The 14,157-nt window shown below is 72.0% G+C and carries 15 protein-coding genes and 1 pseudogene; 10 read left to right on the top strand and 6 right to left on the bottom strand.

The annotated features are described in order from the left end of the window. The first annotated feature begins 71 nt into the window (after positions 1-71). Both IEY61_RS08715 and IEY61_RS08710 read left to right on the top strand, forming a co-directional pair. Positions 72-1,727 (top strand): MFS transporter, encoded by a 1,656-nt coding sequence (locus tag IEY61_RS08715; RefSeq protein ID WP_189042338.1) that lies wholly within the window; start codon positions 72-74, stop codon positions 1,725-1,727. Next, positions 1,724-2,374: a futalosine hydrolase gene (locus IEY61_RS08710; protein WP_189042336.1), complete on the top strand. Its 651-nt coding sequence runs from the start codon at positions 1,724-1,726 to the stop codon at positions 2,372-2,374. Before IEY61_RS08715 ends, IEY61_RS08710 begins: the two co-directional genes overlap by 4 nt. A 10-nt stretch (positions 2,375-2,384) precedes the next feature. On the opposite strand, the gene IEY61_RS32345 is transcribed toward IEY61_RS08710, so the two are convergent. Continuing rightward, on the bottom strand, positions 2,385-3,218 hold the full coding sequence (locus tag IEY61_RS32345) for a GNAT family N-acetyltransferase (RefSeq protein ID WP_189042512.1): 834 nt from the start codon (positions 3,216-3,218) through the stop codon (positions 2,385-2,387). A gap of 544 nt (positions 3,219-3,762) precedes the next feature. On the opposite strand from IEY61_RS32345, the gene IEY61_RS08700 reads away from it, so the two are divergent. After that, on the top strand, positions 3,763-4,611 hold the full coding sequence (locus IEY61_RS08700; RefSeq protein ID WP_189042334.1) for a 1,4-dihydroxy-6-naphtoate synthase: 849 nt from the start codon (positions 3,763-3,765) through the stop codon (positions 4,609-4,611). Here IEY61_RS08700 and IEY61_RS08695 read toward each other — a convergent pair. Both IEY61_RS08695 and IEY61_RS08690 read right to left on the bottom strand, forming a co-directional pair. Beyond that, complete coding sequence (locus tag IEY61_RS08695) at positions 4,572-4,958, bottom strand: cold-shock protein (RefSeq protein ID WP_189042332.1); 387 nt, start codon at positions 4,956-4,958, stop codon at positions 4,572-4,574. The two genes, IEY61_RS08700 and IEY61_RS08695, sit on opposite strands and share 40 nt — an antisense overlap. A 29-nt stretch (positions 4,959-4,987) precedes the next feature. Further along, positions 4,988-5,611 carry an HAD family hydrolase gene (locus tag IEY61_RS08690; RefSeq protein WP_189042320.1) on the bottom strand — a complete coding sequence of 208 codons (624 nt, stop codon included), beginning with the start codon at positions 5,609-5,611 and terminating at the stop codon, positions 4,988-4,990. An 87-nt stretch (positions 5,612-5,698) separates the two neighbouring features. On the opposite strand from IEY61_RS08690, the gene IEY61_RS08685 reads away from it, so the two are divergent. After that, positions 5,699-8,167 (top strand): helicase-associated domain-containing protein, encoded by a 2,469-nt coding sequence (locus tag IEY61_RS08685; protein WP_189042318.1) that lies wholly within the window; start codon positions 5,699-5,701, stop codon positions 8,165-8,167. 6 nt (positions 8,168-8,173) lie between these two features. Here the strand turns inward: IEY61_RS08685 and IEY61_RS08680 are convergent, their stop codons facing one another. Continuing rightward, positions 8,174-8,404, bottom strand: coding sequence for a hypothetical protein (locus IEY61_RS08680; protein ID WP_189042316.1), 231 nt, complete (start codon positions 8,402-8,404; stop codon positions 8,174-8,176). Positions 8,405-8,862: 458 nt separating this feature from the next. On the opposite strand from IEY61_RS08680, the gene IEY61_RS08675 reads away from it, so the two are divergent. The 4 genes from IEY61_RS08675 (at position 8,863) to IEY61_RS08660 (ending at position 12,005) form a co-directional block, all read left to right on the top strand. Continuing rightward, positions 8,863-10,542, top strand: coding sequence for a DNA repair helicase XPB (locus IEY61_RS08675; protein WP_189042314.1), 1,680 nt, complete (start codon positions 8,863-8,865; stop codon positions 10,540-10,542). A 234-nt stretch (positions 10,543-10,776) separates the two neighbouring features. After that, on the top strand, positions 10,777-10,968 hold the full coding sequence (locus tag IEY61_RS08670; protein ID WP_189042312.1) for a type II toxin-antitoxin system HicA family toxin: 192 nt from the start codon (positions 10,777-10,779) through the stop codon (positions 10,966-10,968). A 17-nt stretch (positions 10,969-10,985) separates the two neighbouring features. After that, positions 10,986-11,429: a type II toxin-antitoxin system HicB family antitoxin gene (locus tag IEY61_RS08665; RefSeq protein ID WP_189042310.1), complete on the top strand. Its 444-nt coding sequence runs from the start codon at positions 10,986-10,988 to the stop codon at positions 11,427-11,429. Positions 11,430-11,552: 123 nt separating this feature from the next. After that, a complete protein-coding gene (locus IEY61_RS08660) occupies positions 11,553-12,005 on the top strand; it encodes a hypothetical protein (RefSeq protein ID WP_189042308.1) in 453 nt (150 codons plus the stop codon). Positions 12,006-12,007: 2 nt separating this feature from the next. Here the strand turns inward: IEY61_RS08660 and IEY61_RS08655 are convergent, their stop codons facing one another. Further along, positions 12,008-12,217 carry a winged helix-turn-helix domain-containing protein gene (locus IEY61_RS08655; RefSeq protein ID WP_189042511.1) on the bottom strand — a complete coding sequence of 70 codons (210 nt, stop codon included), beginning with the start codon at positions 12,215-12,217 and terminating at the stop codon, positions 12,008-12,010. Between the two features lie 392 nt (positions 12,218-12,609). Between IEY61_RS08655 and IEY61_RS08650 the strand changes: the two genes are divergently transcribed. Together IEY61_RS08650 and IEY61_RS08645 are read left to right on the top strand one after the other, a co-directional pair. Next, on the top strand, positions 12,610-12,879 hold the full coding sequence (locus IEY61_RS08650) for a hypothetical protein (RefSeq protein ID WP_229705782.1): 270 nt from the start codon (positions 12,610-12,612) through the stop codon (positions 12,877-12,879). Further along, positions 12,876-13,162: pseudogene (locus IEY61_RS08645) on the top strand (hypothetical protein). Before IEY61_RS08650 ends, IEY61_RS08645 begins: the two are co-directional and overlap by 4 nt. Positions 13,163-13,678: 516 nt before the next feature. Here the strand turns inward: IEY61_RS08645 and IEY61_RS08640 are convergent. Next, a complete protein-coding gene (locus IEY61_RS08640; RefSeq protein ID WP_189042304.1) occupies positions 13,679-14,149 on the bottom strand; it encodes an SRPBCC family protein in 471 nt (156 codons plus the stop codon). Positions 14,150-14,157 lie beyond the last annotated feature (8 nt).

The following is a 14,157-nucleotide window of genomic DNA, read 5'->3' as shown; positions in this document are numbered from 1 at the left end:
GAGGCACTCCCCAGAGGTGTTCTGGGGCGGTGGCGCGCCATCTGTCCGCCCGATGGGTCAGGATGGGTCCCATGCCGCTGTTCTCCCGCTCCGAGCGGTCCCTCCTCGGGCGGACCATCGGCACCGGTATCCGTGCCACGCGACTGCTGCTGCGCGGCTCGCTCAGTGGTGGCCGCTGGGTGACCCGCGGCGCGGTCCGGGCCCGGGCCCGGGGTGCCGGCGGCGAGACCGGCATGGTCCGCCTGTTCGACCTGCACGCGGTCTCCTGCGCCGGGGACACGCTGATCGCCATCGGCCTGGCTGGAACGATCTTCTTCAACGTGCCGCTCGGCGAGGCCCGGAGCAAGGTGGCGCTCTACCTGCTGGTGACCATGGTGCCGTTCGCCATGCTCGCCCCGGTGGTCGGCCCACTGCTCGACCACTTCCGGCACGGCCGGCGGTACGCCCTGGCCACGACCATGCTGGGCCGAGCGTTCCTGGCCTGGTTGATCTCCGACTACATCCACGGCTTCGGCCTCTATCCGGCGGCCTTCGGCGTGCTGGCGCTCTCCCGGGCGTACGGCGTGGCCCGCTCCGCCGCCGTGCCCCGGCTGTTGCCCGAAGGACTCGGCCTGTCCCAGGTCGGTGCGCGGGCCAGCGTCTACGGCACGGTCGCCGGAGCGCTGGTCGCCCCGATCGGGCTGGCCGCGTTCTGGTTCGGGCCGCAGTGGCCGCTGCGAGTCGCCTCGATCATCTTCCTGATCGGCATGGTGATCGCCCTGCGGCTGCCGCCGAAGGCCGACTCCGAGCCGCCGGAGCGGGTGCCGCGACCACTGCGGGCACTGCGGCGACGCGGCGGCGAACGCCCGTTGGGCCGGGGGCGCCCGGCCGGCCGGCTGGTGATCTCGGCCCTGATCGGGGCGGCCACGCTTCGGGCGGTCTACGGCTTCCTGCTGCTCTTTCTCGCCTTCACCATCAAGGCGGGCGACCTGACCACGGTGGTGTTCGGTCGCGACCTGGGTGACGAGGGAGCGTTGGGCCTGGTCGGTGCCGCGCTGGCCGTCGGCACCTTCCTGGCCACCGCGCTCGGCACCCGGCTGCGCATCCACCGGCCGGTCGCGCTGCAGGCCAGTGGTCTGGTCATCGTCGCCGGGGTGGCGGTGTTCGCCGCGCTGAACTTCTCGCTGCCGATGGTTGCCCTGTTCTGCGTGGTCGCGGCCCTGATGAGCGGGATCGCCAAACTCGCCGTGGACGCGTCGATCCAGGAACGAATCCCGGAACGACTGCGGGCCAGTTCCTTCGCCCACTCGGAGACGGTGCTGATGCTCGCCTTCGTGGCCGGCGGCGGGCTGGGGCTCGTACCCTTCAACGGTCGGATCGGCATCGCCGTCGCGGCCGGGGTCGGGGTGCTCGCCGCCGCGCGGGGCCTGGTGATGGCCCGGCGGTTGCGGGCCGAGCGGCTCTGCGGACGGCCGCTGACCGACGACGAACTGACCACGGCGGAACAGGCCGCCGACGAGCAGGCCGCCGACGAGCAGGCGGCCGTGGACCAGGCCGCCCGGGATCGGGAGACCGCCAAGGCGGCGGAATCGGCGCCCATCTCCCCCGCGCCCGTCAACGGCGACTCGACACCGGAGGAACCAGACCTGGCGCCCCCGGGCTTCCACATCTATCGGCCGTCGTCGGCGGCCACCCGCTCCGGCGGCAGCGACGACGAGACCCGCAGTTCCCCCGGGCCGATCCCGTGACCGGCCTGCTCGTGGTCACCGCGGTCCCCGCCGAGGCGGAGGCGGTCCAGGCCGGCCTCGCCGACCCCACCGTGGCGGTGATGCCGGTGGGCGTGGGTCCCGCCGTCGCCGGTGCGGCCACCGCCCGACTGCTGGCGCTCGCCGAGGCGGCCGGCCGGCCGTACCGCGCGGTGATCAGCGCGGGCGTGGCCGGTGGTTTCCCGGGCCTGGTGGCGGTCGGCGGCACCGTGCTCGGCACCTGCGCCGTCGCCGCCGATCTGGGTGCGGAGTCGCCCAACGGCTTCATCCCGGTCGATGAACTGGGCATGCCGCCCGAACTGCTCGGCGGCGGCACCGCCGTCGCCGCCGACCCGGGGCTGCTGGCCGCCCTGCGTGCCGCGCTGCCGGACGCCACCGTCGGGCCGGTGCTGACCGTGAGCACCGTCACCGGCACCGCGCCCAGCACCGAGGCGTTGCGCCGACGCCACCCGGACGCGGTGGCCGAGGCCATGGAGGGGTACGGCGTGGCCGTCGCCGCGAGCCACGCCGGGGTGCCCTTCGCCGAGCTGCGGACCATCTCGAACCCGGTCGGACCGCGCGACCGCGGCGCTTGGCGCCTGCGCGAGGCCCTCACCGCCCTCACCACCGCCGCCACCGCCCTGCGCTGACCCCGGCCGCTCAGTGATGTTCCAGGCGAAGTGCCTGGGGCCTGTTCCATTCGATCCGGTACCCGCAGGCCAGCAGGAACTGAATGCCGCCGAATTCGGCCGTGGCACGCACGGCGGGCAGCCCCGCGCGGCGGGTCTCCGCGGCGAGCCGGGTCACCAGCCGACGTCCGATGCCGAGCAGCCGCAGTCTGGGCGCCACCACCACGCCATCCAGCACCACCTCGCGACGGTCGCCCAGATCCTCGCCGTACAGCAGGTCGAGGCTGCGCTCGTGTGCGCGCAGCTCGCCGACCAGCTCTCCGTCGGGCAGTTCGGCCACCAGGCGCCAGCACCCCGCCGGCACCCCGTCGGTGACCCGGCGGATCCGCACCGCGTCCCGCAGCCGCTCCCGCAGCCGCCGCTCGTCCCGACGACCACGGTCGAGGTCGTACGTCACCTCGGGCACCCGCAACGGCCATCGATCGGGCCGCAGAGAATACGAGTGCGCCCACCATGCGCCTGGCCAGTCCTTCAACGTGCGTACCTTCCGCACGTCCAGGTGCGCCGGATAGCGCCGCCCCGCCTCATCACGCCGGGTGTCATCGTGGATAGCGCCACCGAAACAGGTCGGGCCATCGCAGGTCGGGCCATCGCAGGTCGGGCCATCGCAGGTCGGATCAGGGTCACCGGCGGTCCCCAGCCGCATTGCCCGGCCGGCCGCTCGAACGAGCCGCTGAACGGTCCGGAACCGAGGATCAGCGGCCCGTCCCGACTCGATGCGCGCCACCGTGGACTGCGGCACTCCGGACAACATGGCCAACTGACGCTGACTCAGGTCGGCCTCCCGGCGCAGCGCTCGAAGCATCGCGCCCAGATCGTCAAAAACGCCACCAGTACCGGTCCCATCCGCCATGCCTTCGATGCTTCCCGGCCACGCCGCACCCGTTCAACCCCGGACACAAACCTGTGGATAAACCTGTGGACAACCCCCAGCTACCGCCAATTCGATCAGCAAATCGGACGACGAAGACCCTCAGTCTCACGTTGGCCGCCTGTCGAGCTGAACCGCCCACGCCATCGCCGCAACTCCCACCTGCCCTGTCGAGCTGAACCGCCTGCGCCATCGCCGCAAGCTGCCGGCCACCCTAAGCCTCCGCTGGCCGGGGCCCGATCCGTCTCTGCTCTCAGCTCGACAGGGAGCGTCTCTGACCGGTCTCGGGCGGCGTGGAGGCGGTGGCGCGTCGCCGAGCCCGATCAGCCCGGGGGACCGAACGCGCCAACGCACGGCATGAGGGCGGGGCTCCTCCACCGGGTTTCGTGGGAGGGGAGGGGCCGCGGCGGGGTGTGCTCTGGCTGACGACGACAACGCCGCGGCCAGCGGTCACCGTGGGCGGGGTTACGGTGGGGGTGTGGCGCTCTCGCTGGCGATCTCGCCCTGCCCCAACGACACGTTCGTCTTCCACGCCCTGGTGCACGGGCAGGTGCCCGGCGCGCCGCCGGTGGAGGTGACCTACGCCGACGTGGACGTGACCAACACCGCCGCCGAGCGCGGCGCGTACGACCTGGTGAAGGTGAGTTACGCGGCGCTGCCCTGGCTGTTGGACGACTACCACCTGCTGCCCTGCGGAGGTGCGTTGGGGCGCGGGTGTGGGCCGCTGGTGCTGACCCGCACCGACCGCGCCGGCGGGCCGGAGCGTACCGACCTGCGCGGTGCGACCGTGGCGGTGCCCGGCGACCGGACCACCGCGTACCTGCTCTTCCGGCTCTGGGCGGCCGGCCGCGCGCCACAGCGCATCGAGGTGGTGCCGTTCCACGAGATCATGCCCGGCGTCGCCGCCGGACGGTACGACGCCGGTCTGGTGATCCACGAGGCGCGGTTCACCTATCCACGGCACGGCCTGACCGCCCTGGTCGACCTGGGTGAGTGGTGGGAGAGCGACACCGGCCTGCCGATCCCGCTCGGCGCCATCCTGGCCCGGCGCGGCGCGGTCGATCCGGAGCAGGCCGCCGGGTGGATCCGGGACTCGGTCCAGCGGGCCTGGGCCGACCCGGCGGCCAGCCGGGAGTACGTGCTGACGCACGCTCAGGAGATGGAGCCCGACGTGGTGGACCGGCACATCGGCCTCTACGTCAACGAGTACACCGCCGACCTGGGGAGGTCGGGGTTCGCCGCCGTCGAGGCGTTGCTCGGCCGGGCCGCCGACGCCGGGCTCGTGCCTCAGGCCTCCAGCTCGCGGGCGACCGCGTGGACCAGCTGAGCGATCTTCTGCGCGGCCTTGCGGTCCGGGAACCGGCCCCGGCGCAGGTCGGGCTGGACCTTCGCCTCCAGCACCTTGATCATGTCTTCCACCAGGCCGTGCAGCTCCTCGGCCGGCCGGCGGCGCAGCTCCGCCACGGACGGCGGCGCCTCCAGCAACTTCACGCCCATCGCCTGGGTGCCCCGCCGGCTGTCCACCACACTGAAGTCGATCCGCTGGCCGCCCTTGAGCTCGGTGACACCGGCCGGTAGCGCGGTCTTCGGCAGGAACACGTCGCCACCCTCGTCACTGGTGACGAAACCGTATCCCTTGGTCGCGTCGTACCACTTCACTCGACCCGTAGGCACCTGAGAACCTCTGCTTCGTGTTGAGCCGTCTACTGCCTCAAGGCTAGCCGGGTCACGCCGTCGAGCGCCGCCGGGAATCCGGCGAGGTCCGCCAGCAGCACGGCCGCCCCGGCGGACCGCAATTCGTCGGCCGAACACGGCCCGGTGGCCACCGCGATCCCGGGCACGCCGGCCGTCCGGGCAGCCACCATGTCCGCCACGTGATCGCCCACGTAGTGGGTCGCGCTGTGGGCGCGTAACGCCGTCGCCTTCTCCTCGGCGAACAGGTCCCCGGCCAACTCGTCCACCACCAGCCCCAGGTGGTCCAGGTGCAGCCGGGCCAGCTGGCCGTGCTTCGCCGTGACCACCAGCACCCGGCCGCCCCGTTCCCGGACCGCGTCGACGGCCGCCCGGGCGCCGGGCATCGGGAGAGACGGGGTGATCGCGTACGCCGGATAGAGCTCGCGGTAGATCCGGACCGCCTCCTCGACCCGCTCGGGCGGGAACCAGCGAGCGATCTCGGTACGCAACGGCGGGCCGAGCCGCGACACTGCCGCCTCGGCGTCGACGGGTACGCCCGTCCGCTCGGTCAGTGCCCGGAAGGCCGCGGCGATGCCGGGACGCGAATCGACCAGGGTCATGTCGAGGTCGAACCCGACGGTCAGTGCAGACATCCTGGAACGCTACCCGGTCGACCGACCACCCCAGCCCGGCTGTCCGATGGGCGGGAGCAGGCCAGTGCGGGCTAGCGTGGAACGACGATGAGCACCTCACTCGCCGACCACCTGCGGTCGCTGCCCGACGAGTCGCTCGCCGCCCTGCTCCAGCAGCGGCCCGACCTCGTCGTACCGGTACCCGCCGACATCGCCGCGCTCGCGATCCGGGCCCAGTCCCGGGTCTCGGTGTCGCGCGCCCTGGACGAGCTGGACCGGTTCACCCTCCAGATCATGGACGCCGCCCGGTTGACCCGTGACCCGGCCGACGGCACCACCTCGGTCGACGGGGTCCTCGCGATGGCCACCGCCGGCCCGCACCCGCCCGCACCGACCGCCGTCCGGGCCGCCGTCGACCGGCTACGCGCCCGCCTCCTGCTGTACGGCCCCGACCACCGGTTGCAGCTCGTCGGTGGCATCGACGAGATCTCCCCGTACCCCGCCGGGCTCGGCCGACCGGCGGCGGAGCTGGACCCGCGTACGGCGGCGCTCTGCGCGGACCCGGCGAAGCTGCGGCGGACGCTGCTGGCCGCGCCCCCGTCGGCGCGGGCGATCCTGGACCGGCTCGCGGCCGGGCCGCCGGTCGGCAGCGTGCCACCCGGCGCGTTGCAGGCCCCGGCCGCCGGCGCCGAGGACGAACTGCCCCCGGACGAGACCAACGGCGGGGCGCCGACCGGCTCCCCGGTGCGCTGGCTGGTCGACCACCGGCTGCTGGTGCGGGTCGCCGGTGGCAAGGGCGGCACCACCGGCATGGTCGAGCTGCCGCGGGAGATCGGGCTGCTGCTGCGCCGCGACACCGGGCCGCTGGGTCCGCTGAGCACCAGCCCGCCGCCGGTCGCCGCCGTCGGCCGCGAGCCGAAGGCCGCCGACTCCGCCGGGGCCGGGCAGACCATGGAGGTGGTACGCCACACCGAGGCGCTGCTGGAACAGTTGGCTGCCGAACCGGCGCCGGTGCTGCGCTCGGGCGGCCTCGGCGTACGCGATCTGCGGCGGTTGGCCCGCGCCACCGGGCTGGACGAGTCGACGGCGGCGCTGCTGCTGGAGGTGGCGTACGCGGCCGGGCTCACCGGCGAGGTCGAGCTGCCCGGCTCCGCCGCCCGGTACGGCGTCGACCAGCAGGTGCTGCCCGCCGCCGGCTACGAGCTGTGGCGGGCGGGGTCGCTGGCCCAGCGCTGGGAGCAGCTGGCCCGCGCCTGGCTGACCATGACCCGGCAGGCCGGGCTGGTCGGCCAGCGCGACGACCGGGACCGGCCGATCACGGTGCTCTCCGCCGAGGCGGAGCGCGCCGGCGCGCCGGCCACCCGGCGGGCGGTGCTCGGCGTGCTCGCCGAGCTGGAACCGGCGACCGCGCCCACCGCCGACGAGGTGCAGGCGCTGCTCGAGTGGCGGGCGCCCCGGCGCAGCCGGGGCCGGGAGGCGGCGCATCGGGAGGTGCTGGCCGAGGCGGCCACGCTGGGCGTGACCGGGCTGGGGGCGCTCACCTCGTACGGGCGGATGCTGCTGGCCGAGGCGACCGCGACCGAGGACCGCGACAGCGACGACCCGCTCGGGCTCCGCTCCGACGCCGTGGACGCCGGCACGGCGGTCCGGGCGCTGGACGCGCTGCTGCCCGCCCCGGTGGATCACTTCCTGGTGCAGGCCGACCTGACCGTGGTGGTACCCGGGCCGCCGGAGCCGGCGCTCGCCGCCGAGTTGGACCTGGTCGCCGAACCCGAGTCGGCCGGTGGGGCGAGCGTGCACCGGGTCACCACGGGCAGCGTGCGCCGGGCGTTGGACACCGGCTACTCCGCCGACGACCTGCACGCACTGTTCCGGCGCCGGTCGCGTACACCGGTGCCGCAGGGGTTGACCTACCTGGTCGACGACGTGGCCCGCAAACACGGCGGGTTGCGCGCCGGCTCCGCCGGGGCGTACCTGCGCAGCGACGACGAAGCGCTGCTGGCCGAGGTGCTGGCCGACCGGCGGGTGACGGAGTTGGCGTTGCGGCGGCTCGCGCCGACGGTGCTGGTCACCCCCTACCAGACCAGCCGGATGCTGGGCGTGCTGCGGGAGGCCGGTTACGCGCCGGTGGCCGAGGACGCCACCGGTTCGGCGATGCTCACCCGTCCGAAGGCCCGGCGGGCGCCGGCCCGGGTGTCGGTGGCCACCCGGGCGAGCGACCCGCTGGTGGCCCCGCGCCTGCCGCTGCCGCGCCTGCTCGGTGTGGTCGAGCAGATCCGCCGGGGCGACGCGGCGGCGCGGGCGGCCCGGCGGGCCCCGGCGGCGGTACGCGGCGCGCCCCCGACCGGGCCAGTGCCCGCGCACAGTCACAGCGACGCCCTGGCCGTGCTCCAGCAGGCGGTACGCGACAAGGCGCTGGTCTGGGTCGGCTATGTCGACGCGCACGGGGCGACCGCGTCCCGGCTGGTCCGGCCCGTCTCACTCGGTGCGGGCTACCTGCGCGCCGAGGACGAGCGGACGGAGATGTTGCACACCTTCGCGCTGCACCGGATCACCGCGGCGGTGCTGGAGAAGTGAGCCCGGTCAGCGCCGGTTGCGCCGCACCGACCCGACGATCGCCACGAGCAGCAGCAGCCCGAAGCCGATTCCGGCCACCTCGCCCACCGAGTCGACGAAGCCCTTCTGCACCACCAGCCAGATGAAGAGGAACCAGCCGGCCAGTACAACTCCGAAGATCGCGTACCCGACCACCGTCGCGGTGGAGACGGGTTCGGCCTGCTCGTGCTCGGGGACAACTTCCTGATCGACGGTCATCTGCCCTCCCCGTACCGTCCGGCTCTGCCGTCCAGGGTGTCACTCCGCGCGGCGGCCGGCCAGCACCAGCGTGTTCTGATCTTGCGGCAGCTCGTACCCAGGGTGGGGCGGCGACGAAACGTCGGCGGTTCGCCGATCGGGCCCGGGCGCGCCGCTCGCCCCCGTTGGCTGATCCGCGGTGACGGGAGCGGCCCCCGCGCTGGCCCGTCTGACCGCGGTCGAACGCGCACGCACCGGTGCCGACCGGCGGGACGATCGCGAGGGCGGCGCACCCTCACTACAGCGCCGCCCCCCGCACTCGCCCCTCCTCCTAGACGCACCGGGGCACCCGTTCGGTTGCGCTCGTGAGCGTGTTCTTGCCACCGGCCGGGACGTGCAACACTGGATGGTCGCCCCGCGCGGCAGGTCAGATGCCTGCCGAGAGGGGCGGATCAGCCGTACGGAGGAGGAGACTCGGCGTGAGCGGTGGACCCCTGATCGTGCAGTCGGACAAGACCCTGCTGCTGGAGATCGACCACCCCGACGCGCAGGCGTGCCGGATGGCCATCGCGCCCTTCGCCGAGTTGGAGCGCTCCCCCGAGCACGTGCACACGTACCGGCTGACCCCGCTCGGGCTCTGGAACGCCCGCGCCGCCGGGCACGACGCCGAGGGCGTGGTGGACGCCCTGATCAAGTACTCGCGGTATCCGGTGCCGCACGCCCTGCTGGTCGACGTGGCCGAAACCATGGACCGGTACGGCCGGTTGCAGCTCGTCAACGACCCGGCGCACGGCCTGGTGCTGCGGGCCCTGGACCGGGTGGTGCTGGTCGAGGTGGCCAAGAGCAAGAAACTGGCCGGGATGCTCGGCGCGAAGCTGGACGACGACACCATCGCGGTGCACCCGTCCGAGCGGGGCCGGCTCAAGCAGGCCCTGCTCAAGCTGGGCTGGCCGGCGGAGGACCTGGCCGGGTACGTCGACGGCGAGGCGCACCCGATCGAGCTGGCCGAAACCGGCAAGGACGGCGGCAAGCCGTGGACGCTGCGGTCGTACCAGCGGGAGGCGGTGGATTCGTTCTGGGCCGGCGGGTCCGGGGTGGTGGTGCTGCCCTGCGGCGCCGGCAAGACGCTGGTGGGCGCGGCGGCGATGGCCGAGGCGAAGGCGACCACGCTGATCCTGGTCACCAACACGGTCGCCGGCCGGCAGTGGAAGCGGGAGCTGATCGCCCGCACGTCGCTGACCGAGGAGGAGATCGGGGAATACTCCGGCGAGCGCAAGGAGATCCGCCCGGTCACCATCGCCACGTACCAGGTGCTCACCTCGCGGAAGAAGGGCGCCTTCACCCACCTGGACCTGTTCGGCGCCCGCGACTGGGGCCTGGTCGTTTACGACGAGGTCCACCTGCTGCCCGCGCCGATCTTCCGGTTCACCGCGGACCTCCAGGCCCGCCGCCGGCTCGGCCTGACCGCCACCCTGGTCCGCGAGGACGGCCGGGAGGGCGACGTGTTCAGCCTGATCGGCCCGAAGCGGTACGACGCACCCTGGAAGGACATCGAGGCGCAGGGCTGGATCGCCCCGGCCGAGTGCACCGAGGTACGCGTCACCCTGACCGACGCCGAGCGGATGGCCTACGCGACCGCGGAGACCGAGGAGCGCTACCGGATGGCCGCCACCGCCCGCACCAAGCTGCCGGTGGTTCGCGCCCTGGTGGAGCGGCACCGGACCGAGCAGACGCTGGTAATCGGCGCGTACATCGACCAGCTGCACCAGTTGGGGGAATACCTCGACGCCCCGATCGTGCAGGGCTCGACGACGAACAAGGAACGGGAGCGGCTCTTCGACGCGTTCCGCTCCGGCTCGCTGCGTACTCTCGTCATCTCGAAGGTCGGGAACTTCTCGATCGACCTGCCCGAGGCAGCGGTGGCGATCCAGGTGTCGGGCACGTTCGGATCGCGACAGGAGGAGGCGCAGCGGCTCGGCCGGGTGCTCCGCCCCAAGGCCGACGGCCGGCAGGCGCACTTCTACACGGTCGTCTCCCGGGACACCATCGACACCGAGTACGCCGCCCACCGCCAGCGCTTCCTCGCCGAGCAGGGCTACGCGTACACCATCGTCGACGCCGACGACGTCCTCGGCCCGTCGCTGCCCTCCTTCGACTGAGCAGCGCCTGCGGCGGCCTTGATCGACTCCGTTACGGCGATACTGCGGTATCGACCCACCCCTCATGCCGCCATCCCGCCGAAACGGAGTCGATCAAGGTGGTGAACGGCGGGTGACGCGGTAGGCGTTGTGGGTGACATCGAGGCGGGCGCCGGGTCGAAGCAAATGGCCTCCCTGGCCAGCCCCCCGTCTAGGATGCTTTACTTGAATTGTCCAGCAGACTAGACTTGCTGCGTGAAGCGGGTTGACCTGATCAACAGGATCAGCAAAGCGGCTGCCAACGCTGGCGTCACCTTCGAGAAAGCCCGCGAGGGCGGCAGCCATACGATCTACAGGTACGGCTCGCAGAGTGTGGTTATACCTCGACACAAGGAGATCAACGAACTTACCGCGCGGGGTATCCTGCGCAGCCTGGGCTTGAGGTGAGAGGGGGGCCGTCACCGATGAAGTACACCGCCAGATGCGTACGCTCGGGCTCTTGGTGGGCGATCAGTGTGCCAGAGATCAAGGGCGTGTTTTCGCAGGCTCGCCGTCTCGACCAAGTCGAAGAGATGGCACGTGAAGCCATCGCCCTCATGCTCAACATCGACCCGAACAGCTTCGATATCGATGTGCAGCCCGAACTGCCGCAAGAGGTGACCCGCGCCCACAAGGCCCGCAGCGCTCTACGCAAGGCTGAGGAGTCCGCCGAAGAGGCAACGGTGAGCGCGGCCCGTGCGCTACTCGCCAAGGGCTACACGGTCCGAGACGCGGGTGCACTTCTTGGCATCTCCCCGCAGCGCGTATCGCAGCTAGCGCCGAGGAAGGCTGCCACCGGTCGCGCTGAGAAGATCCGCAAAAGCGGGAGCACCCCGCTCAAGCAGGAGCGAGGGACCGCCGCCGCCTGACGCGGCCCTCACTTCGCAACTCCCAGGTTGGATCGAGGTACACGTCACGCTACGAAGGTTGCTGCGTTGCCAGCTTTGCATCGCCTGCGCCTACCCGAGGGTGCCGCCCAGAGGACTCTAGAGATGAACATCAGCGTTGGAATCTATGACCTCTTCGCGTACGCGATCCCAGGTTCGCTCTACCTGTCGCTGCTGATCTACCTATCCGACCGGCAGAGCTGGCTCGACGCCGAGGGATTAGCCAAGCTGCCAACGCCGCTGCTGATAGCGATTGCTCTGATCCTCAGCTACGTCCTTGGGCACCTGACCTACCCAATTGCGAGCCTGCTGGATCGGATTCCTCGGGGACGGTTTGATGCGGCCATGGACGCGGTACGACGGGCCTTCGTCGAGCGCGCACCAGGGGAGCGAGCAGAAGCGCTCTCCCGAACGGACCTGTTCCTGATCCAAGCTGGTGCGGAGATCCACCATCCCGAGGCTGTGGCAGAGTCGGCTGCCTGGCGCTCGTTCACCACCTGGTCCTCGTGCACCACCTGGTGTCCCGCTCCGCCATCGTCCGCCGACGAGCTGGTTTGAGGTCAGCGCCGGCTGGACTCCGCGACGAAGACGCCGCGCCCTGGGCGGCCGACCAGCACGCCCTGATCCCGCAGCCGCGCCACCGCTCGGCTGATCGTGGACTGCGAGACGTCGTACTCGTCCGCCAGCGCCCGCCCTGAGGGCAGCTGAGACCCAGGCGGATACGTCCCATCCTTGATCTTGCTCAGGAGATCTTCGAGCAGCTCATCCATGGTGGGCGGAATAGGCACGTCAGGCCCCTTGCAGTCGGTTGGCCCGCCCAGTATCGATCAACAGCTACGCCACAGGCAACACACGTAGCATCGGTGACACAAGTGGGTCACTGACTCAGAGACATGCTTGACATAGGTGACTCGGTGGCAATACCGTCACTCGTGGTGATGCGGTGCTGATGCGGTCGGTTGGCGCCTCTCGTACCGGTCTCGCATCGCCGTCGAGACCCCATCTCCGCGCTCCCCGGCGCGGCCCTGTCGTCGTACCGCCAATTGAGGCTGCGGCGGCCGGGCGCGGGCGGTCTCCGCCGACCCCCTCGGCGGAGGCCGCCCCTCCACCGTCACCCGATCCGACGAAGGGTGGTCAACACGTGCGCTACCTGATCCGCCGGCTGCTGCGCCGGCCTGCGACAAGACCCGAACCAGCGATTCCGCCGCCGGGCCCGTTTCCACTGCGGCCCGCACAGGTCCGCGAGCGGTGTCTCAACGTCCGGCGGCACGGCCTGGATCCGGCCGAGATCCGCGCCTTTCTGCACCGGGTGGCCGACGAGCTGGCCGCCGCGCAGGTCGCCGTGGCCGTGGCGCAGGAGGAGAACGTACGGATCAAGGATGCGCTGCGTGCCTGGCAGAGCGCCCAGTCGGCGAGGAACCGGTACCGATGAGCGAACGTTGGGTGATCCACTTACCGGTCGGCGCGCCCGATCTGACGCGGGCCCGGATCTTTGCGCGGACCGCCGCCCGGGTGCTGGCCCGCCTGAACGCCCGGTCGAGCCGGGCGGGGTGACCGTCTCGACCGAGGACCAGCAGTGCGTACGCCACTGGGTCTTCTGCGACCAGCCACTGCCCGGCGGCGGCGGGCGGTGCGTGCTGCCCTACGAGCACAGCACGCCCTGCTCGCGACGCGCGCCGGGGCTCGACCGGCCTCGGGCACCCAGGGTCGATTGACTGTCAGGCGTGCTCCGGCTTGGAGCGATCGGCAATAGGGCGATGGGACGAGGCGGGCACATCCCCACCTGTTGCGGCTTCTCTCAGTGATCGGCCGCTGGCCTCCGTAGCCTGTTGATCGACTCCGTTTCGTCGGTATGGCGGCGTCTGATCGGGGCGGACACCGCCATTACGGCGAAACGGCGATCGGCGTTGATCAAGGCGATTGCTGTCGTAGCCGCGGTCCAGGTGTGTCTGGGGCGGTGGGCGGCGCGGGATGCGGCATGTCGGGGTGTTCGGGCCGATCGGGTCGGGCGCGGGTTGCGGCATGCCGGGGTGTCCCGTCCGGTGGGCGGCACGGGTTGCGGTATGTCGGGGTGTCCGGGTCCGTTGAGGCCGCGAGTTGCGGCATCTCGTGCGCCGAGCATGAGTTGCGGCATGCTGCGCGACGAGGCCGACGCAGCCCCTCAGGCTGATCGGCCGGCGCCGCGCAGGCCAGGACTCGCCTCGTCACCACCGCCCGATTGCCGGTCGCACTTACTTGTAGAAGCCTTCGCGCAGGTTGATGCCGTGCTCCAGCCAGGCCTTGAGGGCGGCGAGCATGCCGGTCCACCCCTGGCAGTTGCCGAACGCGGCCCGGGCTCCCTCGGGGGTCGGCTGCCAGGACGTCTCGGTGATGGTCACCAGGGTCCGGGTGTCGTCGTCGATCGACTCGAACTCGAAGACGACCCGGGTGTTGCCGCGGTCGCCCGTGGTCGCCTCGCCGTCCCACTCGATGACGATCCGGCGCGGCGGGTCGGCCTCGGCCACCGTGACCGGGAAGGCGCCGGGGAAGTCGTGGAAGTCCCACATGACCGGCTTCCCCGGTTCGAGGCGCCCCTGTGCACCGCCGGTGGTGAAGTACCGGGAGAGCTGCGCCGGGTCGGCGACGGCTTCGTACACCTCGGCGCGCGGACGCGCGATGCGCCCGGAGACGGTGAAGGAGAGTTCCGTGAGGGCTGCAGCCATGTTGTATT

Source organism: Micromonospora sonchi, assembly GCF_014646235.1.
GTDB classification, from domain to species: domain Bacteria; phylum Actinomycetota; class Actinomycetes; order Mycobacteriales; family Micromonosporaceae; genus Micromonospora; species Micromonospora sonchi.
This window is presented reverse-complemented; position numbering and strand designations above follow the sequence as displayed.